We start from the raw sequence: 21880 nt of genomic DNA on the forward strand, positions 1-21880 counted from the left end.
TAATAAGCCGAGGGCTTGACCACAGATTCTTTTTGCTCGCGTCCACTGTGCGGTATCTGAAACAACAACCGTTGTGCGGATACAACTGAACAGCGTTCATCGCTGATACACATAAAGATTTCCCCGGACCGGTTCCGGTTTCCGGGGTGTGTTTCGGTGGTCATAGCGTGAGGGAAACGCCCGGTTACTTTCCGAACCCGGAAGCTAAGCCTTACTGCGCCGATGGTACTGCATGCGGGAGCGTGTGGGAGAGTAGGTCACCGCCGAACTCCTTGTAGGAGAAGCCCCGTTGGAGGGGTGGGAACAACAGCCCACACACACCAACGGGGCTTCTTCATGCCCACACACAATCGGCGCGCTTTCGAAGTGAGCCTCAGAGTCGGCCTGTTGATTTGAGACTGAGATAGGCGTCGGCGAGAGCGGGCGCGAGTTCGTCGGGCAGCGCATCGACAACGACTACGCCTTGCCTGCGGAGGCGGTCGGCGGTCTGCTTGCGCTCCAATTGCGTTCGCGCCGCCGCCGCGGCTTCGTAGACCGCGTCGACGTCGCCTCTCGCACCTGCCATCTCCGCGATGCGTGGGTCGGCGATCGAGGCGACAAGGACCGTGTGCCGTTCCGTGAGGAGAGGGAGCACGGGGAGTAGGCCGTTCTCGACCGGGGATGCCTCCAGGCCCGTGAGCAGAACCAGGAGCGACTGGTGCCGGGCCATGCGAAGGGCGGTCGATGCCAGAGCACGTGTGTCGGACTCGACCAGAGCGGGTTCGATCGGTGCCATCGCCGAGACGAAGGCGGGCAGAACCTCATGTGCCGCGCGTCCCTTGACTGTTGCCCGCGGCGAGCGGTCGTAGGCGAGGAGGTCGATCCGGTCGCCGGCGCGCGAGGCCAGGGTCGCAAGGAGAAGAGCCGCGTCCATCGCGGTGTCCAGCCGGGGGGCGTCGCCCACGCGGCCCGCTGACGTCCTGCCCGTGTCGAGCACGACGAGGATGTGGCGGTCGCGTTCGGGGCGCCATGTGCGGACGGCGACCGTCGACTGCCGGGCTGTCGCACGCCAGTCGATGGAGCGGGTGTCGTCTCCGGGGATGTAGTCGCGGAGGCTGTCGAACTCGGTGCCTTCGCCGCGGGTGAGGATGCTTGTGCGGCCGTCGAGTTCGCGGAGTCTGGCGAGCTTGGCGGGAAGGTGCTTGCGGCTGTTGAAGGCGGGGAGCACGCGCACGGTCCAGGGCACGGAGTGACTTCCTTGGCGGGCGGCCAGACCCAGTGGGCCGGACGAGCGGACCGTGATGCGTTCGGAGCGCCGGTCGCCGCGGCGGGAGGGGTGAAGCACCGTTGTCAGAAGGCGCTGTTCACCGGGGGTGATGCTCACCCGGTGGCGGCTTGCGGCCTCCGCTGTTCCTTCCCGCCAGCTGCTCGGGGGCCACGCGTCCCGGACCTGGAGACGGGACTTTCGTCGCGTCGGGTTGACCACGAGGACGTTCACGTAAGCGTGTTCGCCGAGCCGAACTGACGTATCACCGGAACGTGTGAAGCGGAGCTGATTCACTGGCGCCGCGAGGGCGAGGTCGTACAGGATCGCAAGCAGCAACGGGAGTTCGACGGCGAGCACGCCGGTCCAGCTGGGGAGCAGCAGCCCGACGAGGATGGCGCCGAGGGCGGCGCAGAGGGCTGTACGGCCGGTGAGTGCCATGAATCAGGGCTCGCCAATCAGCTCACTGAGATTCAACGGGGGACGGGGACATGGGCAAGGATCGAGTTGATCACGCTGTCCGCTGTGACGCCTTCCATCTCCGCTTCGGGGCGGAGTTGTACGCGGTGGCGAAGGGTGGGCAGGGCGAAGGACTTGACGTCATCGGGGATCACATAGTCGCGGCCCGTGAGCCAGGCCCAGGCGCGGGCGCTGGCGAGTAGAGCGGTGGCGCCACGGGGAGAGACGCCGAGCATGAACGAGGGGGAGTCACGAGTGGCACGGCAGATATCGACGACGTAGCCCATGACCTCGGGCGCGATCGAGGTCTCCGCGACGGCTTTCCGCGCCGCCTCGAGCTCGGCCGGTCCCGCGACGGCGCAGACGCCGGCCGTGTCGAGGTTCCTGGGGTCGAACCCTTCGGCGTGCCTGGTCAGGACGTTGAGCTCGTCCTCTCGTGAGGGCAGCGGCAGGTTCAGCTTGAGCAGGAAGCGGTCCAGCTGGGCTTCCGGAAGGGGGTAGGTGCCCTCGTACTCGATCGGGTTCTGGGTGGCCGCCACAAGGAACGGGTCCGGCAAGGCACGAGGGGTGCCGTCGACGGAGACCTGGCGTTCCTCCATGGCTTCGAGCAGGGACGCCTGGGTCTTGGGGGGCGTCCGGTTGATCTCGTCGGCGAGCAGGAGATTGGTGAAGACCGGGCCGGGCTGGAACGAGAACTCAGCGGTGCGGGCGTCGTAGATGAGTGAGCCGGTGACGTCGCTCGGCATCAGGTCGGGGGTGAACTGCAGGCGCTTGGTCTCGAGTTCGAGGGTCGCGGCGAGCGTCCGCACGAGCAGTGTCTTGGCGACGCCCGGCACGCCTTCGAGCAGCACATGGCCGCGGCAGAGCAGCGCTACGACCAGTCCGGTCACGGCGGCGTCCTGGCCGACGACCGCCTTCGAGATCTCAAGCCGCAGGGCTTCGAGGGCGCTGCGGGCGCTGTCTGACGAGGGGGCGCTCACTAGGTGCGTTCCTTCTCTGTCGGTAGACGGGTGACGGAAGCGGCGTCGCTGAGGCGCCGTTCGAGGTGGTCGAGTTCGTCGGCGAGCTGGACCAGTTCCGTGTCGGTGGCCGGGGCTGCGCCGAACAGAAGGGAGTGAAGGCGTGCGTTCCCACTGAAGTCCGCTCCGGCGGTGGCAGTCGCCTCGGAGTGGGCGCCGGGGTGGGCCTTCGTCGAGAGGACGGGGATCAGAGCATGTGGAGAGTCGGCCTCTGCAGGGCCGACGCCGACCAGCGAGGCGAGGCGCGTGCGGGTGGCGGAGCGCAGGGCATCCGCGGCGCGGTCGCGTGCGTTGGCTTGCCGGTACAGGCGAGCTCTGCCCTCGGTGGTCTCGGAAGCGCGTACGGAGACGGGGAGTTGTTCGGGCACGAGGGGCCCAAGACGGCGGACACGCCACAGGGCGGCGAATACGGCGGCGATCGACAGCTGGAGGGTGGCCCAGGTCCAGCCTTCGGGCGCGAGGTCGAGGAAGCTGCTCTGCCCGCCCTGGGTAGCGGAGGCGTCGGCGGAGGAGGGGAGGTACCAGACGAGATGCGGGCGGGAGCCGAGCAACTGGAGCATCAGGGAGGCGTTGCCGTAATTGTCGAGTCGCTGGTTGTAGAGCGGTTGGGGAGTTCCGAGCAGCACGGTGTCGCCCTGTGTACGGGCGCGCTTGCTGTCCCCGTCCGGCTTGTCCGGGATCCTGAGCAGCGAGGGCAGGCCCTGGTGCAGATAGCAGAGATCGGCCCGCTCGTTGGAGACCGCGTAGCGGAGGCCGCCGATTTCGGCATCGCCCGCCCGTTCGGCGGCGGGGAAGTCGCAGTCCGGCGGCGTGCGCTGAGTGTTCGCCGGCGCCGCTGCCTTCGCTCCGCGGACGAGGGCCTTGGTCGGGGAGGGGCCGGGAGCGATGAGGACGGTCCGGCCGCCTTGCCCCCATGCTCCTCGCAGATCCGCCTTCTGGCGCCGGCTGAGAGCCTCGGGGTCGCTGACGAGGACTGTCGTACCGGGGCCCGCGGCCTTCTCGGCTCCGGCAGCGGTCGTGACGATCTTGATGTCGACGCCCCGCTCCTTGAGGAGCTGTGCGAGGGCCTTGCTTCCGTTGGCGGCCGTGGAACGAGGATCCAGAAGTCCGTACTCGTCGCCGGAGCGCATTGCCGCGATGGCCACGCCGGTCACGGCGAGAATCGCCGCAGCGAGCAGGAGACCCCGGGCACGGGTCCACAGCTGCCGGGCGGTCGGGGAGACAGATGTGCCGGACGGTGCGCTCAACTGCTCCCTCCGTCCGGCGTGGAGGTGCCCGCGCCCCGTGCTCCCTGTGTCACGAGGGGACCCGCGGCCCGTTCTTGGCCGGTGCCCGGGAGAAGGGGTTCGGCACGCTCCAGGGCCGAGTCGAGTTCGCGCACGGCCTCGTACGCGGAGAAGTCCACGTCCCTGTTCGCGTACGTCACCTCGTCGAAGGCCCGGGCGGCGGAGCGCAGTTCGTCCGCATGCTCGGGAAGCGCCTTGCCGGCCTCGATGGCGGCCTCGTCTGCGGTGCGGCCAGGGCGGTGGTCGAGCAGGGCCCGTTCCTCGAGGGACCGGACTATGGCCCGCATCCGTTCCTGGAGCGCCTCGTTCCAGCGTCCGGCAGAGGCGTGTGTCTCTGCCGCTGTGCGGTGTTGGGCCGCACTGCGGGGGCCCTTGTCGAAGAGGGTTCCGCCGTCGGAAGCGGGTCCCGGCCGGAGTGCGCCCAGCCTCAGCCGCAGGGCGACGGCCAGCAGCACCAGCAGCAGGACGATCACGGTGAGGCCCACCCAGCCGCCGGGTGACGCCTGCGCCGCCGAGTTCAGCAGCGAACTGATGTGGTCCCACAGCCAGTCGAGGATGCGGTTGAGCAGACCGGGTTCGTTCCTGTGGTATTCGCCCTTCGACAGCTCTCGCTCGGCGGCTTCGCGTGCAGGGATGCGCGGGGTGGTCACGGGCGGGCCGCCGTCCTCGGTGAGGGCCGCGGGGTGCAGGCCGACTGCCATGGCCGGCGCCGCGGTCGCCACATCCCCCGGCATCAGCTCAGCTCCCGGCTGTCGGGCGGTCGGACTTCGGGTCGCCGTAGCCCGGGACGCCTGCGGCGCGGGCCAGTTCGAGGTCGAGCGCCTCGCGACGGATGCGCTGGTCGAGGTAGAGCAGGGCTGTGACGCCCGCCCGGATCGGGAAGGTGATGGTGGACGCGATGACGGCGCCGATGCCCACGGAGATGAGATACGACCAGCCCGTGGGCGGTGTTCCTTCAGCGAAGGCGGAGAGTCCCTGGCCGCTGGCGAACATCCCGATCAGCGTCGCCGGCATCTGGAGCACCGAGGCGACGATGACGACGAGGATCGTTGCGAGGATCTGTACGCCGAAGACACGCCACCAGCTGCCGCGAACGAGCTTCGCGGAGCGGCGCATCGCCGTGATGACACCTTGCTTCTCGAGCATCAGCGCCGGGGCCGCCAGACTGAACCGGACCCAGATCCACACCGCTGCGACCACGCCTGCCAGCAGGCCCACGATCAGCATGGAGATGCCCAGAGCACGGAAGCCCGCTGCCAGAAGCACGGCTCCCGGAGCGGCGCCGACGAACATGGCCAGGGCGACGAGAAGAGGCAGGAGGATCAACAGGCCGAGCAGGCGCAGCAGTTGGGGCCGCGAGTCCCGCCACGCCTCACCGGCGGAGACGGAACGGCCCAGCACCGCACGGCTGATCACGATCGTCAGCATGGCGGTGGCGAACACTGTGCCGAGGGTTTCGACGAGCGCGCGTACTCCGGTGAGCCGCAGCGACCCGCTGATGGCGCCCATGAACTCGTCGGTGCTCGGCTGCGGGTCCCTGGACAGTGCGCTGAGGTCGGCCGCGTCGGTCAGCCACAGACCGTTGACGACGGTGGCCACGAGCTGGACGACCACGGCGACGGCGAAGGAGATACCGAGGACGGTGCGCCAGTGCGCCCGCATCGTGCTGACGGCGCCGTCCAGTATCTCCCCGACGCCCAGCGGACGCAGAGGGATGATGCCGGGCTTCGCCACGGGCGGTTGATTCCAGTAGCCGCCCCAGTTGTCGCGGCCGGGACGGCCGGGCGGAGGAGCCCCCCAGCCCGGGCCCGTCTGGGCAGGCGGTTGCTGCGCGGACCAGTTCCGGGGCGGATCGTTCCCGGGCGCGGGGTCCGGTGTGCTCCCGGGCACCTGGGCGGGCTTCTCGCCCTCGGGCGAACGATCGGGGGAAGGAGATCCGGGCGAGGTCCAGCCCGGAGAGTCGTTCACTTGTCGTCACCTCGAGGTCTCGGTCGCTCCATCGCCTGGTTGACTGCCATCGTCCCACGCTTCCGAAGGGCGAAGGGCGGGCCCCGGCTTTCTTGGATCACCTTCAGAAGTCCCGGTCGGACGAGGCAGACTGTGCGGATGGCAGATCATGGTGTCCCGGTGGCGCGCTGGGCGGATACCCCTGAAGGGCCGGTACTTGCGCTTCTGGACCAGACGAGATTGCCCGCCGAGGAAACCGAGCTCATATGCGAGGACGCACAAGCCCTGGTGGCGGCGATCCGGGCGCTGTCCGTGAGGGGCGCGCCGCTGCTCGGTGTGGCCGGTGGCTACGGCGTCGCTCTCGCCGCCGCACGCGGCCATGACGTGGCCGACGCGGCCGACCGGCTGGCGTCCGCGCGGCCGACAGCTGTGAACCTCGCAGCCGGGGTGCGGAGGGTGGAGGGCGCCTACCGGGCGGCGTTCGACGACGGAGCGGGCGCCGGGCAGGCGTCCGCGGCCGCCCTCGCCGAGGCCAGAGCACTTCACGAGGAGGACGCCGAGGCAAGCGAGCAGATGGCGCAGCTCGGGTACGAGTTGCTCGGTGACCTGGTCCGCAGGACGCCGATGCGGCTGCTCACGCACTGCAACACCGGGATGCTGGTCTCCGGTGGCCGGGGCACGGCCTTCGCGGTGGTCTCACAGGCGCACGCCGCCGGCCAGCTGCACAAGCTGTGGGTCGACGAGACGCGGCCGCTGCTGCAGGGCGCACGGCTGACCGCGTACGAGGCCACCAGGGAGGGGATGCCCTTCAGCGTCCTCGCGGACGGCGCGGCGGGGTCGCTGTTCGCCGCCGGCGAGGTGGACGCGGTGCTGATCGGTGCGGACCGGATCGCAGCGGACGGCTCCGTGGCCAACAAGGTGGGCAGCTATCCGCTCTCGGTGCTGGCACGGCACCACGGTGTGCCCTTCGTGGTCGTGGCGCCGGTGACCACCGTCGACCTCGCGACGAAGCGGGGCGCGGACATTGTGGTCGAGCAGCGGCCTTCGGAGGAGGTGACGCATGTCTCTTCGCCGTACTCGCCGTACCATCCGGAGGCACGGGGGGAACGCGGCGTTGGCATTCCCGTGGCCCCGGTGGGGGCGAATGCCTACAACCCGGCCTTCGATGTGACCCCACCGGAACTGGTGACGGCCATCGTCACCGAGCGGGGTGTGATCTCGCCCGTCACCAGCGAAACTGTCGCGGGGCTGTGTTCCCCGTCACCAACGACAACGTCACGATGGGGTAATGGGATGATGAAGGCATGAAGGGACGCGTCCTCGTCGTCGACGACGACACCGCACTGGCAGAGATGCTCGGGATCGTGCTGCGCGGCGAAGGCTTTGAACCGTCGTTCGTGTCGGACGGGGACAAGGCACTCGCCGCGTTCCGCGAGACGAAACCGGACCTGGTTCTGCTCGATCTGATGCTCCCGGGCAGGGACGGCATCGAGGTCTGTCGCCTGATCCGGGCCGAATCCGGGGTGCCGGTGGTCATGCTGACCGCCAAGACCGACACGGTGGACGTGGTGGTGGGCCTGGAGTCCGGGGCCGACGACTACATCGTCAAGCCGTTCAAGCCGAAGGAGCTGGTGGCGAGGATCCGCGCGAGGCTGCGGCGGTCCGACGACCCGGCACCCGAGCAGCTGGCGATCGGTGATCTGGTGATCGACGTGGCCGGCCACTCCGTGAAGCGGGACGGAGTCTCCATAGCGCTCACGCCGCTCGAGTTCGATCTTCTGGTGGCGCTTGCCCGTAAACCGTGGCAGGTCTTCACGCGTGAGGTGCTGCTGGAGCAGGTGTGGGGTTACCGGCATGCCGCCGACACTCGCCTGGTCAACGTTCACGTGCAGCGGCTGCGCTCCAAGGTCGAGCGTGATCCGGAACGGCCCGAGATCGTCGTGACGGTGCGCGGAGTGGGTTACAAGGCCGGGCCTGGCTGAGATGACCCGGAACGGCTCCGTCCAGCAGCACGCCGGTGCGGACGAAGCCGTGACACAAGAGTCCGAAATGTCCACTTTCCGGCGGTTGTGGCGAAGCGGAGCACTCTTCTCCGAGGGGCTGCTCCTCGAGGGCACCACCGGGCCGCGTGCGCATCCCGCGGTCCGCTTCTTCATCCGATGGGTCCGCCGTCCGCTGCTGCCCGTACTGCGACTGTGGCGGCGGAACATCCAGCTGCGCGTCGTCGCCGCGACACTCCTGATGTCGCTCGGCGTGGTGCTGCTGCTCGGCATCGTCGTCATCGGACAGGTGCGCAACGGCCTGCTCGACGCCAAGGAGAAGACGGCCCAGAGCCAGGCTGCGGGCGGCTTCGCGGCCGCCCAGGAGATGGCCGACAGCGCCGGCAGCGGCCGCAGCGGCGAGGGGCAGGGCCGACCGGGCAGCGGAGGCCGCGGCACACAGAACACCGGCACCTGGCTGAACAACCTCGTGGAACAGCTCGCCAGCGGTGGCCAGGGTGTCTACTCCGTCGTCGCGCTCGGCTCGCAGAACGACGAGTCCCCGTTCCTTGGCAACGGGCGTTCCACGACCCGCGGCCCGCGCGCCTCCGGCGACATCCGTCCCGAGGAGAGCATCCCCGCCGACCTGCGCAGGGCCCTGGACAAGCAGCCAGGCACCCATCAGCGCTATGCGAAGGTCTACCGCCAGGACGGCAGCAGCACAGCCGGGCTCATCGTCGGCAAGCGGCTCAACGACGCCAGCGGGGCCCCGTACCAGATGTACTACGTCTTCCCCTTCACGCTCGAGGAGGAGTCGCTCAACCTCGTCAAGGGCACTCTGGCCACGGCCGGGGTGTTCGTCGTCGTGCTGCTGGGCGCCATCGCGTGGCTGGTGGTGCGGCAGGTCGTCACGCCTGTACGGATGGCCGCGGGGATCTCCGAACGTCTGGCGGCCGGGCGGCTCCAGGAGCGGATGAAGGTGACGGGCGAGGACGACATCGCCCGGCTGGGCGAGTCCTTCAACAAGATGGCGCAGAACCTCCAGGTGAAGATCCAGCAGCTGGAGGAGCTCTCCCGCATGCAGCGCCGCTTCGTCTCCGATGTCTCTCATGAGTTGCGCACACCGCTCACCACGGTCCGCATGGCCGCGGACGTGATCCATGAGGCGCGGGACGAGTTCGATCCCGCCACATCGCGTTCCGCGGAGCTTCTGCTCGGGCAGCTCGACCGGTTCGAGTCACTGCTCGGCGACCTGCTGGAGATCAGCCGCTTCGACGCGGGAGCGGCCAACCTCGAGGCCGACCCGATCGACCTGCGCGACATCGTCCGCCGCGTCGTCGACGGGTGCGAACCGCTCGCCGACCGCAAGGGCAGCCGCGTCCTGGTGCGCGGCGACGAGAATCCCGTGATCGCGGAGGCGGACGGACGCCGCATCGAACGGGTGCTGCGCAACCTCGTCGACAACGCCATAGAGCACGGCGAGGGCCACGACGTGGTGGTCAGGCTGGCTTCCGGAGGGGGAGCGGTCGCGGTCGCCGTACGGGACTACGGGGTCGGGCTCAGGAGCGGCGAGGCTGAGCGGGTCTTCAACCGCTTCTGGCGGGCGGACCCTGCGCGGGCCCGTACGACTGGTGGCTCCGGCCTCGGCCTGTCCATCGCGCTCGAGGACGCCCGGCTGCACGGCGGCTGGCTTCAGGTGTGGGGCGCTCCGGGAGGCGGCTCGCAGTTCCGTCTCACGCTGCCGTCCGCGGCGGGCGAGACGCTGCGTTCCTCGCCGATCCCGCTCCAGCCGGCGGATGCCCGCCGCAGGCGTGCGGCGGACGGGCAGCGGGCCCGTCAGGGCATGGTTCCGGCCCAGGGGCGGCCAGGGACGGCGTCCCGGGTGGACGCGGCGGACGCACCGGTGCCGGTGCCGGCCCCGAAGTCCGCCCCGGCGAACGGAGCGGCTGCCGGGCAGTCCGCGTCCGCATCCACGCTCGCCGCACCGCGCTCCACCGCTTCCGGTACCGACGACGAGCCGAAGGGCGAGGACGGAGAACGGTGATGGGTGCTGAGCGGCGAAGCCGCGGCTACCGGGCTGCCGCGATCCAGCTGACCGCGGTCGCCCTGCTGCTGTCGGGCTGCGCTTCCATGCCGGACGACGGCACCGTCGATCACGTCGACTCCTCGCACCGCGCCGACTCCGACTCGCAGGTGCGTGTCTTCGGCGTGAGCCCGCAGCAGGGCGAGAAGCCGCAGCAGATCGTCCGCGGCTTTCTCGAGGCGACGACGAGCGACGAGGCGGCCTTCTCGACGGCGAAGGAATATCTCACCGACGGGGCGGCCGGTCACTGGGATCCCTTCGCCAGTACGAGCGTCGTCTCGGGAGGACCCAGCCCCGGCAACGCACGGGAGGACACGAGTGGCGGCAAGGGCTTCACCGTCCAGGTGACCGGCACACGCGTCGCGGAAGTCGATGCCGGTCACGCGTACTCGCCCATCGCCGGTGACTACGCCGAGGGCTTCCACCTGTCCAAGGAGGACGGGGAGTGGCGGATCGACCGGCTCCCGGACGGGCTGGTGCTCGGCGAGTCCGACTTCCAGCGCATCTACCGCCCGATAAACAACTACTACTACGCGGAGCTGGGCAGCGACTCGGAGTCGATCACGGGCGGCAAGGACGTCCTGGTCGCCGATCCGGTGTTCCTGCGAAGGCGGATAGATCCCGTCACGGCGACGGTCGAGGCGCTTCTGGCAGGCCCGACCGGCTGGATCGACCCGGTGGTTCGCTCGTCCTTCCCCCAGGGGTCGCGGCTGGCTCGCGGTCAGCGTCTGTCGCTGGACGACGCCGGAGCCCTGACCGTACGGCTCAACTCGAAGGGCGCCAGGGTGCACGAGCGACGCTGCGTGCGCATGGCGGCCCAGGTGCTGCACTCGGTGCAGGACCAGGCGTCGGCGAAGGTCAGCAAGGTGACGCTCGCCGGTCCCGACGGCAGGACGCGGTGCGAGCGCACGCGCGAGCAGGCGGAGGACAACGAGCCGGGACGGCTCAACGGCCGTGCGTCGGCCCAGTACTTCGTCGACGGCGATCACCGTGTCTCCTCCTTCGACGAAGGCAGTGAGGACCCGAGGCCGGTCGAAGGAGCGCTCGGCAAGGGCGAGACGGAGATGGGCGCCGTGGCGGTCAACCGTGCCGAACAGGAAGGCGCGGCGGTCTCCCGCGCCCGCCGCTCTCTGTATGTCGCACGCCTCACGGAGGGCGCCGAGCTGGGCGAGCCCGTGCTGACGAGCAAGGCCAAGCGCGAGAACGAACGGCTGACAGCGCCCAGTTGGGACGGCCTCGGCGACCTGTGGGTCGCGGACCGCGACCCGGACGACCCGCGGCTGCTGCGTCTGGCCGGGGGCAAGGAGAAGCCCGACGAGGTCGATGTGCCGGGCCTGGGCAAGGGGGAGCGGATCGAGTCGCTCCGGATCGCGTCGGACGGTGTGCGCATCGCGCTGCACATACGGCAGAAGGACGGGTCGCGGACGCTGAAGCTGGGCCGCGTCGAGCGCGGGGGCACGGCTGATGATCCTCAGGTGAGGGTCACTGCCTTGCGGCCTCTCGCCCCGCAGTTCGAGGACGTCTCGGCGATGTCCTGGGCGGGCGGCAGCCGGCTGGTGGTCGTCGGGCGCGAGTCCGGCAGCGTGCAGCAGATGCAGTACATCGAGACCGACGGCTCGGCGTCGGACCAGCCGACGCTTCCCGGCATCAACGACGTGACGGGCGTGGCCGCTTCGGAGGACGAGAGCAAGCCTTTGCTGGCCGACTCGGAGGACGGCATCGTGCGGCTGCCCCCGGACGCCAACTGGAAGACGCTGACGGACAGCGGCACGAGCCCCGCCTACCCCGGCTAGACATCCGTTTCCGCTGGTCCGCGAGTTATCCACAGGGCTGGCGGAAGGGATGCCGCCGCTGGGAAAGTGGTCGTCGTGCGGGAGTTGGTGAAGGGGCTTCGGCAGGAACTCGCAGGGCTGGTGCTTCCGTCCTGCTGCGCCGCGTGCGGACTGCCCGGGGTGCGTGGGGACTTGTGCGCGCGGTGCGGTAGGGCGCTTGCGGGCGCTCGGCCGAGTCGGGTGTGCCCCTGGCCTGTTCCGTCCGGGCTTCCCCGTGTGTACGCGGCGGTGCCGTACGCCGGAGGGGCGCGGGCGGTGCTTCTCGCCCACAAGGAGCGCGGGGCGCTTCGGCTGGTCCGTCCGCTCGGGGGACTGCTGGCAGCGGCTGTGCGTGAAGCGCGCGTACATGTGCGGAGAACAGCCGGGAAGGGGGAGGGGGAAGAACAGAATGGGCCGCTGACACTCGTGCCGGTGCCGTCGGCGAGGCTCGCGGTGGCGGGCCGTGGCCATGACCCGGTGCGGCGCGTCGCCTTGGCGGCCGCCCGTGAGCTGCGAAGGGAAGGACTGCCCACCCGCGTGCTGACTGTGCTCAGGCAGAGACGCACGGTGGCCGACCAGGCGGGGCTGACGGCGCGGCAGCGGGCGGTGAACCTCAGCGGCGCGCTGGAATTGGTGCCGGGCAGCGGAAAGCTGCTGGCCAGAGGGGAGACGCTGCTGGTCGACGACGTGATGACGACAGGTGCGTCGCTGGCTGAAGCGGCTCGCGCCCTCGCAGAGGGACCATGGAAGGTGAACGCGGCGGCCGTTGTCGCGTTCAGGCCGAAAGGCTGAGAGGGCCACCATGGAAAGCTGCGAACAATTACCAGACATCAAGTGCCATCGAGGGTCGTTGTCGCAAATTGATACCTGAACGTAGGTACGTGCCAGTAGGGGGTGCCCAGCATCCACCAGTGGAGGTACGTTCGAGGTGGGGTGACGATCTTCCCCCAGGGGGAGAAGGAGGTGAAAGTCGCAAGCCGAGGTTCCGGAGGCTGGCGGCAATAGGCAGGTCCTGCCTCCGGTGTCAGTGCACAAAGGAGGCACTCCGTATCCCTATGGCGGAGTGCTCCGGGAACGGAGTTCTGCGTGGACATCGTCGTCAAGGGCCGCAAGACAGAGGTGCCTGAGAGGTTCCGCAAGCACGTGGCCGAGAAGCTGGCGAAGATCCAGAAGCTCGACGGAAAGGTGATCAACCTGGATGTCGAGGTGTGCAAGGAACACAATCCCCGGCAGGCGGACCGTTCCGAGAGGGTGGAGATCACGCTCCGCACTCGCGGGCCGGTCATTCGTGCGGAGGCGGCGGCCTCCGATCCCTACGCTGCGCTGGACCTGGCAGCAAGCAAGCTCGAGGCGCGGCTCCGCAAACAGCACGACAAGCGCCGGGTTCACCGTGGAGGGAGCCGCGCGCCGATCAGCGTGGCGGCAGCCACAGCACACCTCGCGGCAGAACTCAACGGACAGCTCGACGCCGCTGCTGCGCCCGCACCGGCACAGACCGAAGAGAAGCCGATGACCACCAGGGTGGGACCGCTGGAAGTCCAAGGCGACGGACCGCTCGTCGTCCGCGAGAAGACCCACCCCGCCGCGCCGATGGCTTTGGACCAGGCTCTTTACGAAATGGAGTTGATCGGCCACGACTTCTATCTCTTCGTCGACTCCGAGACCAAGCAGCCCAGCGTCGTCTACCGTCGGCACGGCTACGACTACGGCGTGATCCACCTGGATCCGGATCCGTTCGCTGTGGATCCGCCTCCTGAAGCCGGCGGCGCGCTTGGTGGCTGACCGCTCGGAACCGTTGAGACCGCGCCCCCGCGCCGGGTCGAGAACTCGGCCGGGGGCGCGAACGTGGAATTATGGCCTCACTCGTCAACCTGTGCCCTGTGCAGCGTGGTTGGCGCGGCATAGCCTGCAGGGGGAGGATTGATGGCGGAAAGCTTCGGGCCTGTGATGCCCATGGCGGAAGCGCACCCGGTACGGGATGCGTTGGAGAACGGTGCCCCGCATGAGCGGCAGGAGCCGGAGCCGATCCGTGTGCTCGTCGTGGACGACCACGAACTCTTCCGGCGCGGACTGGAGATCGTTCTCGCTCAGGAGGAGGACATCCAGGTCGTCGGTGAGGCGGGAGACGGGGCCGAAGCCGTCGAGAAGGCCGCCGACCTGCTGCCCGACATCGTGCTGATGGATGTACGGATGCCCAAGCGCGGCGGCATCGAGGCCTGCACCTCCATCAAGGAGGTGGCGCCCAGCGCGAAGATCATCATGCTGACGATCAGTGACGAGGAAGCCGACCTTTACGACGCCATCAAGGCCGGCGCCACCGGGTATCTCCTCAAGGAGATCTCCACGGACGAGGTGTCGGCGGCGATCCGCGCGGTCGCCGACGGCCAGTCCCAGATCAGCCCGTCGATGGCCGCCAAGCTCCTCACAGAGTTCAAGTCGATGATCCAGCGCACCGACGAGAGCAAGCTGGTGCCGGCGCCGAAGCTGACCGACCGCGAGCTGGAAGTGCTCAAGCTCGTGGCGACCGGCATGAACAACCGCGACATCGCGAAAGAGCTCTTCATCAGCGAGAACACGGTCAAGAACCACGTGCGCAACATCCTGGAGAAGCTCCAGCTCCACTCACGCATGGAGGCCGTGGTCTACGCGATGCGGGAGAAGATCCTGGAGATCCGCTGACCTCGGCCCCCGTGGGCGGACCGGCTCCCGCAAACGGCGGTCTGCGCACGGAGGCGTCAGCGTTTCCCGAGAAACCCGGCACCACCGACCGGGCCCCGTTCACGCCCTTTCGGGGCCGTCCGTCAGGGCATGAGCCAGTGCTTCCGCGAGCTTCGCGTCGTCGCAGCGCTGCACCCGCACCTCTTCGCAGCCCACCCAGGAAGCCGCCTCCCACAGAGCCTTCGCCATCGGCGCGACCGCCTTGCGGCCGGCCATGGAGACCTGGCGGGCCAGCAGGGTGTTGCCCTCCCGCCCCGGGTCGACCCGGCCCAGCAGCTTGCCGCCGGAGAGCAGCGGCATCGCGAAGTAGCCGTGTATCCGCTTCGGTTTGGGCACGTATGCCTCGAGCCTGTGCGTGAAGTCGAATATCCGCTGCGTACGCGGCCTGTCCCAGACCAGGGAGTCGAAGGGTGAGAGCAGCGTCGTACGGTGACGCCCCCGTGGCGCGGCATCGAGCATGGCAGGGTCGGCCCAGGCGGGCTTGCCCCAGCCCTCGACCTGGACGGGCACCAGATCCGTGTCCGGCAGCACCGCGTCCACCTGCTCACCCTTCAGCCGGTGATAGTCCGCGAGGTCGGCGCGCGTCGCCACGCCCATCGCCGTCCCGGCCTGCGCCACGAGGCGCCGCATGCACTCGTGGTCGTCGATGTCGTCGTGCAGCAGCTCGTCCGGGATGGCGCGCTCGGCGAGGTCGTAGACCCGCTTCCAGCCGCGCCGCTCGGTGCAGACCACCTCGCCCGTGTCGAGCAGCCACTCCACGGCGATCTTCGTCTCGGACCAGTCGAACCACTCGCCGCCGTTCTTCCCGCCGCCCAGCTCGGTGGTGGTCAGCGGACCGTCGGCCTTGAGCCTGTCGCGCACGAGGGCGCAGGCCGCCTCCCGGTCCTCCAGGATGTGCCAGCGGTGCCCGCGGGCTCGACGCTCACGGCGCCGGAAGGCGAAGTGCGGCCACTCCTCGACGGGCAGGATGCAGGCGGCGTGCGACCAGTATTCGAAGCTGTGCCCGCCCGTCCAGTACGCCGATTCGACGGCGGACCGGCCGACGGCGCCCAGTCGCGCGTACGGAACGAGTTCGTGCGAGCGGGCCAGAACAGAGATGGTGTCCAACTGGACGGCGCCCAGCCGGCGCAGCAGCCCGCGCACCCCCGCACGCCTGTCCGGCGCGCCCAGCAGCCCCTGCGCCGAGAGGGCGACCCGCCGGGCCTCGTCGGCGGAGAGCGACACATCCACAGTCGTCATGCCGCAGACGATAGACGCCCCCACTGACACCCGGGCCCGGGCGGGCGAAACCGGCACACCGGATGAGAACCACCAATCTCCCCGGCAGGAACAGGCCATACAGAGCGGATCGCCGCCCCGCGGCTCAGTTGTCGGCGACCAGATGCGCGGCGGCGGGCAGATACGGCGTCTCCATCTGCCGCCCCAGATCGGTGGGCAGCAGCGTCGCGACCCACGCGTCCCTCCTCGTGCCGCGTTGGACGACCCGCGCGCGCTGCGTCCCCTCCATCACGAAACCCAGGCGCAGGGCCACGGCCCGCGACGCCACGTTCCCCACCTCTGCCACCCACTCCAGGCGCTCCGCCTTGAGCGCCGAGAACGCCCAGTCGATCACCGCGCGACCGGCCTCCACCGTGTAGCCCCTGCCGCGGTGCTCCTTCACGGTCCAATAGCCGAGTTCCGCCTGGCGTTCAGGAGTGTGCAGCTGGGCCAGGCGCACCAGGCCAATCGAGCCGACAAGGCCACCCGATCTCGTGAAGACGCCGAAGTTGTACATCGTGTCCTCCCGCCAACCCGCCCGGCTGGCTCCGAAGACGAAGTCCTCCGCGTCCTTGCGCGCGTACGGATCCGGCACGGGTATCCAGCGCACGATCTCCGGGTCCTGGCACGCCGCCCGGATCGGTTCCACGTCTCTCTCGTCGAGGGGACGCAGCAACAGGCGTTCGGTGGTGAGGGTGGTGGGCTCCATGGAGTGATTGTGCCTCCGGGCCCCGCGCCCGGCCGGGCGATTCCGACCGGCCGCCCGCGGCGGCACCTTCCAGCGCTCCGGACCGTTAGGGGTACAGGGGCGTACGTCCCTCGCATACGATGGCCGGTGCGGCGGCGACCGTATCGCCGTGTCCGCGCACTGACCGTGCCAGGTTCGACCGGCAAGGAGCCACCCTAAAGTGTCCGTCTTCGGCAAGCTCATGCGCGCAGGTGAAGGGAAGATCCTGCGCAGGCTGGACCGCATCGCGCGGCAGGTGAATTCCATCGAAGAGGACTTCGTGGACCTGTCCGATGCCGAGCTCCGGGCCCTCACGGATGAGTACAAGGAGCGGTACGCGGAGGGCGAAAGCCTCGACGACCTGATGCCGGAGGCCTTCGCGACCGTGCGGGAGGCCGCCAAGCGCGTGCTCGGTGAGCGTCACTACGACGTCCAGATCATGGGCGGCGCGGCGCTGCACCTCGGATACGTCGCGGAGATGAAGACCGGTGAGGGCAAGACCCTGGTCGGCACGTTGCCCGCGTATCTCAACGCCGTCTCGGGCGAGGGCGTCCACATCATCACGGTGAACGACTACCTCGCCCAGCGCGACTCGGAGTGGATGGGCCGCGTCCACCGCTTCCTCGGCCTCTCCGTGGGCTGCATCGTGGCGCACATGACGCCGCAGGAGCGTCGCGAGCAGTACAGCTACGACATCACCTACGGCACCAACAACGAGTTCGGCTTCGACTACCTGCGCGACAACATGGCGTGGTCGAAGGACGAACTGGTCCAGCGCGGCCACAACTTCGCGATCGTCGACGAGGTCGACTCCATCCTCATCGACGAGGCGCGCACGCCGCTGATCATCTCGGGCCCCGCCGACCAGGCCACGAAGTGGTACAGCGACTTCTCCAAGCTCGTGAAGCGCCTGGAGAGGGGCGAGGCCGGCGACCCCCGTACGCAGAAGCCCGAGACCGGTGACTACGAGGTCGAGGAGAAGAAGCGCACGGTCGGCATCCACGAGCAGGGCGTCGTCAAGGTCGAGGACTGGCTCGGGATCGACAACCTCTACGAGTCGGTCAACACGCCGCTCGTCGGCTACTTGAACAACGCCATCAAGGCCAAGGAGCTCTACCACAAGGACAAGGACTACGTCGTCATGGACGGCGAGGTCATGATCGTGGACGAGCACACCGGCCGTATCCTCGCCGGCCGCCGCTACAACGAGGGCATGCACCAGGCGATCGAGGCCAAGGAAGGCGTCGAGATCAAGGACGAGAACCAGACTCTCGCCACGATCACCCTGCAGAACTTCTTCCGTCTCTACGAGAAGCTCTCGGGCATGACCGGTACGGCCATGACGGAGGCCGCCGAGTTCCACCAGATCTACAAGCTGGGTGTCGTCCCGATCCCGACGCACCGCCCGCTCGCCCGCGCGGACCAGGCCGACCTGATCTACCGCACCGAGGTGTCCAAGTTCGACGCGGTCGTCGACGATATCGCGGACAAGTACGAGAAGGGCCAGCCGGTGCTGGTCGGCACGACCTCGGTCGAGAAGTCCGAGTACCTCTCGGAGCAGCTCAACAAGCGCGGCGTACGCCACCAGGTGCTCAACGCGAAGAACCACGAGCGTGAGGCCGCGATCGTCTCCGAGGCCGGCCGCAAGGGCTCGGTCACGGTGGCCACGAACATGGCGGGCCGCGGAACCGACATCAAACTCGGCGGCAACGCCGAGGGCATGGCAGAGAAGGAGCTTCGCGACCGCGGTCTGGACCCGGTCGAGAACGCCGAGGAGTGGGCGGCCTCCCTGCCGGCGGCTCTGGAGAAGTCGGAGCGTTCCGTCAAGGACGCGGTCGACGAGGTCAAGGAGCTCGGCGGGCTGTACGTGCTGGGCACCGAGCGGCACGAGTCGCGCCGCATCGACAACCAGCTCCGCGGCCGCTCGGGCCGTCAGGGCGACCCGGGCGAGTCCCGCTTCTACCTGTCGCTGGGCGACGACCTGATGCGCCTGTTCAAGGCGCAGATGGTCGAGCGGGTGATGGCGATGGCGAACGTGCCGGACGACGTCCCCATCGAGAACAAGATGGTGACCAGGGCCATCGCCTCCGCCCAGTCCCAGGTCGAGCAGCAGAACTTCGAGATCCGCAAGAACGTCCTGAAGTACGACGAGGTGCTCAACCGGCAGCGCGAGGTCATCTACGGCGAGCGCCGCCGGGTCCTGGAGGGTGAGGACCTGCACGAGCAGGTGCGCCACTTCATGGACGACACGATCGAGGCGTATGTACAGGCCGAGACGGTCGAAGGCTTCGCCGAGGAGTGGGACCTGGACCGGCTGTGGGGCGCGTTCAAGCAGCTCTACCCGGTGCGCGTGACCGTGGAGGAGCTGGAAGAAGCAGCCGGCGAACGCGAGGGCATGACCGCCGAGTTCATCGTCGAGTCCATCAAGGACGACGTCCACGAGCAGTACAACGCGCGTGAGGCGGAGCTCGGCAGCGAGATCATGCGTGAGCTGGAGCGGCGCGTGGTCCTCTCGGTGCTCGACCGCAAGTGGCGTGAGCACCTCTACGAGATGGACTATCTCCAGGAGGGCATCGGGCTGCGCGCCATGGCGCAGAAGGACCCGCTGGTCGAGTACCAGCGCGAGGGCTTCGACATGTTCCAGGCCATGATGGACGGGATCAAGGAGGAGTCCGTCGGCTACTTGTTCAACCTGGAGGTCCAGGTGGAGCAGCAGGTCGAGGAGGTCCCCGTCGAGGACAAGCTGCCCGACGAGAAGGCTTCGCTGGAGAAGGAGCCGCAGGACGTGGTCGCCGCGGGCGCGGCGATGGGCGGCGCGCCCGCCATCCGGGCCAAGGGCCTGGACGCCCCGCAGCGTCCGGACAGGCTCCACTACTCCGCGCCGACCGCGGAAGGCGGTGTCGAGGAGGGCGAGTTGGAGACCGGTAACGGCGGCCCCGTCCGCTCCGAGGCCGACGGCCTGACCCGGGCGGAGCGCCGCAAGGCTCAGAAGGGCAAGCGGAAGAAGAAGTGAGCCGCTGCCGCTGACGGCACACACTGCGGTACTACTGCGCCCCGCCGGGAACTCCCTCCTTACGGCGGGGCGCAGCGCTGTCCGGGCCCGGAAACCGGTGGACCGCGACGCGACGGCGTCAGGGCCGGTCCGACGGCGACTGGCCGTCCAGCTCGACCGCCGCACAGCGCCAGCGGCGGTCCGGGCAGAGCTCCAGGCGGAAGGCCATGGCCCGTTGCCGGTTGCCCGTGACGATCCGCGCGAACGCCTCGATCACGCCGTCGCTGGGACGGGTGCCGCGTGCGTCCAGCACGGCCGGGCTCGTACGGTCCGCTCCGCGCGGGCGCAGCGGAGCGTGCGAGGCGAGGCCGGAGAGCTCTTCGTAGGCGGAGCTGCGGATGTGCCCCAGAAGCGAGTGGACGGGCCGCTGACCGCTGAGCACGAGCACCAGGCGGCTGGCGAACCAGAACGGCGGCTGCCGCTCCCGTTCCCTCGCGGCTGCGGCCCTCAGCGCGGAGGCCGACGGGGAGGCGGAGGAGCGGGCCGTGACGGGCCCTGGACGCCGGATCTCGGGACGGCGCGAGTCCCGGCGTCCGGGCGGGGCCTTGCGTGCGGTGGTCCGGCGGCTCCTGGGTGAGGCGGCAGCGGGTGGTGTGGGCATGGCGTCCATGAGTCCCCCGACGAGTGACGAGAAGCGGTTGAGCGGTCATGAGAAGCGGCGGCGAACGGCCATGGGAGGCCGCCGGGCGCCGGTGTCTACCGAGCGGTAGCTTCGCCCCACGTTGTATCTGCGTGACCGTGCCGTCGCAATGCGTGACGAAGTGCGCGGCGGGCCGACCTCACGATTCACCTATCAGGACGTCGGTCGGAACAGGATTGACGTCTGACCGTCCTCACCTGCGACTTTGTGCGGAGTCCGAGCCGCGGGCCGATGACGCGGGGCCCGTATCCTGGCGTGGCACACCCTCCGGCGATACACGAAAGCGGCAGCCCATGCGTGTCTACGTGCCCCTGACCTTCCCCGCGCTGCGCGACGCCCACCGGGCCGGCGAGCTGGCGCCGGAGCGCGGCGGCACGGTCGCGTACGCGGTCACGCCGGGCCTGCGTGAGTGGTATCTCTCCGACGACAGCGAGGAGTTGGAGTACGCGGCGCTCAACCGCGCCGCCCAGGCGTCGCTCAGGATGCTGGCCGGGAAGCCGGAGGTGCCCCGCCGCCGCGTGGTCGTCGCCCTCGACATCGCGGACGGCGCGGTCTCCTTCGACCCCGACCACGGTCTGGACCGTGAGTCGCTCGGGGAGGTGCGCATCGGGGGCTCCGTACCGCTGTCGAAGGCGGCGGCCGTGCACGTGGACTCCGACGAGGCCGAGGCGGACGTGACCGCGGCGGCCGATGCGCTCGGGGCGGCCGACATGGGCGACGACGACGCCCGGTTCACGGTGGACGGAGCCGAGGATCACGAGCTGCTCTGGTATGCCACGCAGGAGATCCCGCACCTGGTCGACTGACGGGGAGGCGCGTGGGCACGAGGTCGGCACCGGCTCGAAGTCCCGCGAGCGGCGGAACGGGGCGACGGGCCAGGACGGCCGAATCCAGTATCGCGTTGTCAGACCACCGACGTACCGTCGTAAGCATGGGTCTTGGCACGAAGCACAGACGGTCCGCTCACATCGTCTGGGACTGGAACGGCACGCTGCTGCACGACATCGACGCCGTCATCGCCGCGACGAACGCGGCCTTCGCGGAGCTCGGGCACCCTTCCATCACCCTGGAGCGCTACCGCGAGCTGTACTGCGTCCCCGTCCCGCGGTTCTACGAGCGGCTGATGGGCCGCCTGCCCAGCGCCGAGGAGTGGGAGGTGATGGACGAGGCCTTTCACCGGCACTACTGGCAGCAGGCGCAGCACGCGGGCCTGGCCGATGGCGCACCCGAACTGCTCGCGGGCCTTGCGGAGGCCGGGCACACGCAGTCGCTGTGCTCGCTGGCCCCGCACGACCGGCTCGTCCCGCTCCTCCGTACGCACGGGATCGACGGGCACTTCGTACGCATCGACGGCGCGAGGGGGCCGTCCGGGGGCGGCAAGGCCGAGCAGATGGCGCGCCATCTGCTGTCCGTGCACGGTGTAAGGGCGGAGCGCACGGTGGTCATCGGGGACGCGGTGGACGATGCGAAGGCCGCGGCGCACGTGGGCGCCCGTGCCGTGCTCTACACGGGCGGTTCGCACAGCCGGACGAGCCTGGAGACGGCCGGCGTGCCCGTGGTGGACACCTTGGCCGAGGCCGTCGAGGCGGCCGAACAAATAACCACATAGGCGAATTCCGGATCGCCGGTGCCAACGGGGGCCGCCGGCAAGGCAGTCCG

At 69.3% G+C, this 21880-nt stretch carries 18 protein-coding genes and 1 rRNA gene; 11 read left to right on the forward strand and 8 right to left on the reverse strand.

All coding sequences use genetic code 11. From position 1 onward, the window contains the following. The first annotated feature begins 152 nt into the window (after positions 1 to 152). Positions 153 to 269: ribosomal RNA gene (rrf, locus tag I004_RS0114555) — 5S ribosomal RNA — on the forward strand. 104 nt (positions 270 to 373) lie between these two features. Here the strand turns inward: rrf and I004_RS0114560 are convergent. Genes I004_RS0114560 through I004_RS0114580 form a run of 5 tightly spaced genes read right to left on the reverse strand, consistent with a single transcriptional unit; the run spans position 374 to position 5975 of the window. Then, entirely contained in the window at positions 374 to 1684 is a 1311-nt protein-coding gene (locus I004_RS0114560) for a DUF58 domain-containing protein (protein ID WP_028436103.1), read from the reverse strand. A gap of 32 nt (positions 1685 to 1716) precedes the next feature. Continuing rightward, positions 1717 to 2682 (reverse strand): AAA family ATPase, encoded by a 966-nt coding sequence (locus I004_RS0114565; RefSeq protein ID WP_028436104.1) that lies wholly within the window; start codon positions 2680 to 2682, stop codon positions 1717 to 1719. Next, a complete protein-coding gene (locus tag I004_RS33970; RefSeq protein ID WP_051345040.1) occupies positions 2682 to 3968 on the reverse strand; it encodes a DUF4350 domain-containing protein in 1287 nt (428 codons plus the stop codon). The genes I004_RS0114565 and I004_RS33970 overlap by 1 nt, the downstream gene beginning before the upstream one ends. Then, the gene (locus I004_RS33975) at positions 3965 to 4741 is read right to left on the reverse strand and encodes a DUF4129 domain-containing protein (protein WP_078511196.1); all 777 of its coding nucleotides are present in this window, start codon (positions 4739 to 4741) and stop codon (positions 3965 to 3967) included. Before I004_RS33975 ends, I004_RS33970 begins: the two co-directional genes overlap by 4 nt. Positions 4742 to 4745: 4 nt before the next feature. Further along, positions 4746 to 5975, reverse strand: a complete 1230-nt coding sequence (locus tag I004_RS0114580) for a DUF7847 domain-containing protein (RefSeq protein WP_028436105.1) — start codon at positions 5973 to 5975, stop codon at positions 4746 to 4748. 138 nt (positions 5976 to 6113) lie between these two features. Between I004_RS0114580 and mtnA the strand changes: the two genes are divergently transcribed. From mtnA to I004_RS0114615, 7 genes are all read left to right on the forward strand, one after another. Then, positions 6114 to 7262: an S-methyl-5-thioribose-1-phosphate isomerase gene (gene mtnA, locus I004_RS0114585; protein ID WP_028436106.1), complete on the forward strand. Its 1149-nt coding sequence runs from the start codon at positions 6114 to 6116 to the stop codon at positions 7260 to 7262. Next, positions 7259 to 7936: a two-component system response regulator MtrA gene (gene mtrA / locus I004_RS0114590; RefSeq protein ID WP_028436107.1), complete on the forward strand. Its 678-nt coding sequence runs from the start codon at positions 7259 to 7261 to the stop codon at positions 7934 to 7936. The genes mtnA and mtrA overlap by 4 nt, the downstream gene beginning before the upstream one ends. A 67-nt stretch (positions 7937 to 8003) precedes the next feature. Continuing rightward, positions 8004 to 9977 carry an MtrAB system histidine kinase MtrB gene (gene mtrB / locus I004_RS33980; RefSeq protein WP_199779395.1) on the forward strand — a complete coding sequence of 658 codons (1974 nt, stop codon included), beginning with the start codon at positions 8004 to 8006 and terminating at the stop codon, positions 9975 to 9977. Further along, positions 9977 to 11809, forward strand: coding sequence for an LpqB family beta-propeller domain-containing protein (locus I004_RS0114600; RefSeq protein WP_028436108.1), 1833 nt, complete (start codon positions 9977 to 9979; stop codon positions 11807 to 11809). Before mtrB ends, I004_RS0114600 begins: the two co-directional genes overlap by 1 nt. A 450-nt stretch (positions 11810 to 12259) precedes the next feature. Further along, positions 12260 to 12619, forward strand: coding sequence for a ComF family protein (locus I004_RS40310; RefSeq protein WP_486580000.1), 360 nt, complete (start codon positions 12260 to 12262; stop codon positions 12617 to 12619). Between the two features lie 294 nt (positions 12620 to 12913). Next, positions 12914 to 13609: a ribosome hibernation-promoting factor, HPF/YfiA family gene (gene hpf / locus I004_RS0114610; RefSeq protein ID WP_028436110.1), complete on the forward strand. Its 696-nt coding sequence runs from the start codon at positions 12914 to 12916 to the stop codon at positions 13607 to 13609. Positions 13610 to 13750: 141 nt separating this feature from the next. Next, positions 13751 to 14506 (forward strand): response regulator transcription factor, encoded by a 756-nt coding sequence (locus tag I004_RS0114615; protein WP_028436111.1) that lies wholly within the window; start codon positions 13751 to 13753, stop codon positions 14504 to 14506. A 99-nt stretch (positions 14507 to 14605) separates the two neighbouring features. Here I004_RS0114615 and I004_RS0114620 read toward each other — a convergent pair whose 3' ends face one another. Together I004_RS0114620 and I004_RS0114625 are read right to left on the reverse strand one after the other, a co-directional pair. Next, positions 14606 to 15784 carry a DNA glycosylase AlkZ-like family protein gene (locus tag I004_RS0114620; protein WP_037976299.1) on the reverse strand — a complete coding sequence of 393 codons (1179 nt, stop codon included), beginning with the start codon at positions 15782 to 15784 and terminating at the stop codon, positions 14606 to 14608. Positions 15785 to 15908: 124 nt separating this feature from the next. Then, the gene (locus tag I004_RS0114625) at positions 15909 to 16511 is read right to left on the reverse strand and encodes a GNAT family N-acetyltransferase (protein ID WP_028436113.1); all 603 of its coding nucleotides are present in this window, start codon (positions 16509 to 16511) and stop codon (positions 15909 to 15911) included. Between the two features lie 199 nt (positions 16512 to 16710). Between I004_RS0114625 and secA the strand changes: the two genes are divergently transcribed. Then, a complete protein-coding gene (gene secA / locus I004_RS0114630; RefSeq protein WP_028436114.1) occupies positions 16711 to 19542 on the forward strand; it encodes a preprotein translocase subunit SecA in 2832 nt (943 codons plus the stop codon). Positions 19543 to 19660: 118 nt separating this feature from the next. Here the strand turns inward: secA and I004_RS0114635 are convergent, their stop codons facing one another. Continuing rightward, positions 19661 to 20182: an Rv3235 family protein gene (locus I004_RS0114635; protein WP_486580001.1), complete on the reverse strand. Its 522-nt coding sequence runs from the start codon at positions 20180 to 20182 to the stop codon at positions 19661 to 19663. Positions 20183 to 20514: 332 nt separating this feature from the next. Between I004_RS0114635 and I004_RS0114640 the strand changes: the two genes are divergently transcribed. Both I004_RS0114640 and I004_RS0114645 read left to right on the forward strand, forming a co-directional pair. Continuing rightward, complete coding sequence (locus I004_RS0114640) at positions 20515 to 21027, forward strand: DUF6912 family protein (protein ID WP_028436116.1); 513 nt, start codon at positions 20515 to 20517, stop codon at positions 21025 to 21027. 125 nt (positions 21028 to 21152) lie between these two features. Further along, positions 21153 to 21830 carry an HAD family hydrolase gene (locus I004_RS0114645; protein ID WP_028436117.1) on the forward strand — a complete coding sequence of 226 codons (678 nt, stop codon included), beginning with the start codon at positions 21153 to 21155 and terminating at the stop codon, positions 21828 to 21830. Positions 21831 to 21880 lie beyond the last annotated feature (50 nt).

This window comes from Streptomyces sp. TAA486 (assembly GCF_000426165.1).

What these genes read in the sequence shown, in the direction of transcription:
- I004_RS0114615 (WP_028436111.1), top strand. Translation starts at nt 13,751, where the DNA reads ATGGCGGAAAGCTTCGGGCCTGTGATGCCCATGGCGGAAGCGCACCCG.
- I004_RS0114620 (WP_037976299.1), bottom strand. Translation starts at nt 15,784, where the DNA reads ATGACGACTGTGGATGTGTCGCTCTCCGCCGACGAGGCCCGGCGGGTC.
- I004_RS33975 (WP_078511196.1), bottom strand. Translation starts at nt 4,741, where the DNA reads ATGCCGGGGGATGTGGCGACCGCGGCGCCGGCCATGGCAGTCGGCCTG.
- mtnA (WP_028436106.1), top strand. Translation starts at nt 6,114, where the DNA reads ATGGCAGATCATGGTGTCCCGGTGGCGCGCTGGGCGGATACCCCTGAA.
- mtrB (WP_199779395.1), top strand. Translation starts at nt 8,004, where the DNA reads ATGTCCACTTTCCGGCGGTTGTGGCGAAGCGGAGCACTCTTCTCCGAG.
- I004_RS0114640 (WP_028436116.1), top strand. Translation starts at nt 20,515, where the DNA reads ATGCGTGTCTACGTGCCCCTGACCTTCCCCGCGCTGCGCGACGCCCAC.
- I004_RS0114635 (WP_486580001.1), bottom strand. Translation starts at nt 20,182, where the DNA reads ATGCCCACACCACCCGCTGCCGCCTCACCCAGGAGCCGCCGGACCACC.
- I004_RS0114560 (WP_028436103.1), bottom strand. Translation starts at nt 1,684, where the DNA reads ATGGCACTCACCGGCCGTACAGCCCTCTGCGCCGCCCTCGGCGCCATC.
- mtrA (WP_028436107.1), top strand. Translation starts at nt 7,259, where the DNA reads ATGAAGGGACGCGTCCTCGTCGTCGACGACGACACCGCACTGGCAGAG.
- I004_RS0114600 (WP_028436108.1), top strand. Translation starts at nt 9,977, where the DNA reads ATGGGTGCTGAGCGGCGAAGCCGCGGCTACCGGGCTGCCGCGATCCAG.
- I004_RS0114645 (WP_028436117.1), top strand. Translation starts at nt 21,153, where the DNA reads ATGGGTCTTGGCACGAAGCACAGACGGTCCGCTCACATCGTCTGGGAC.
- I004_RS0114625 (WP_028436113.1), bottom strand. Translation starts at nt 16,511, where the DNA reads ATGGAGCCCACCACCCTCACCACCGAACGCCTGTTGCTGCGTCCCCTC.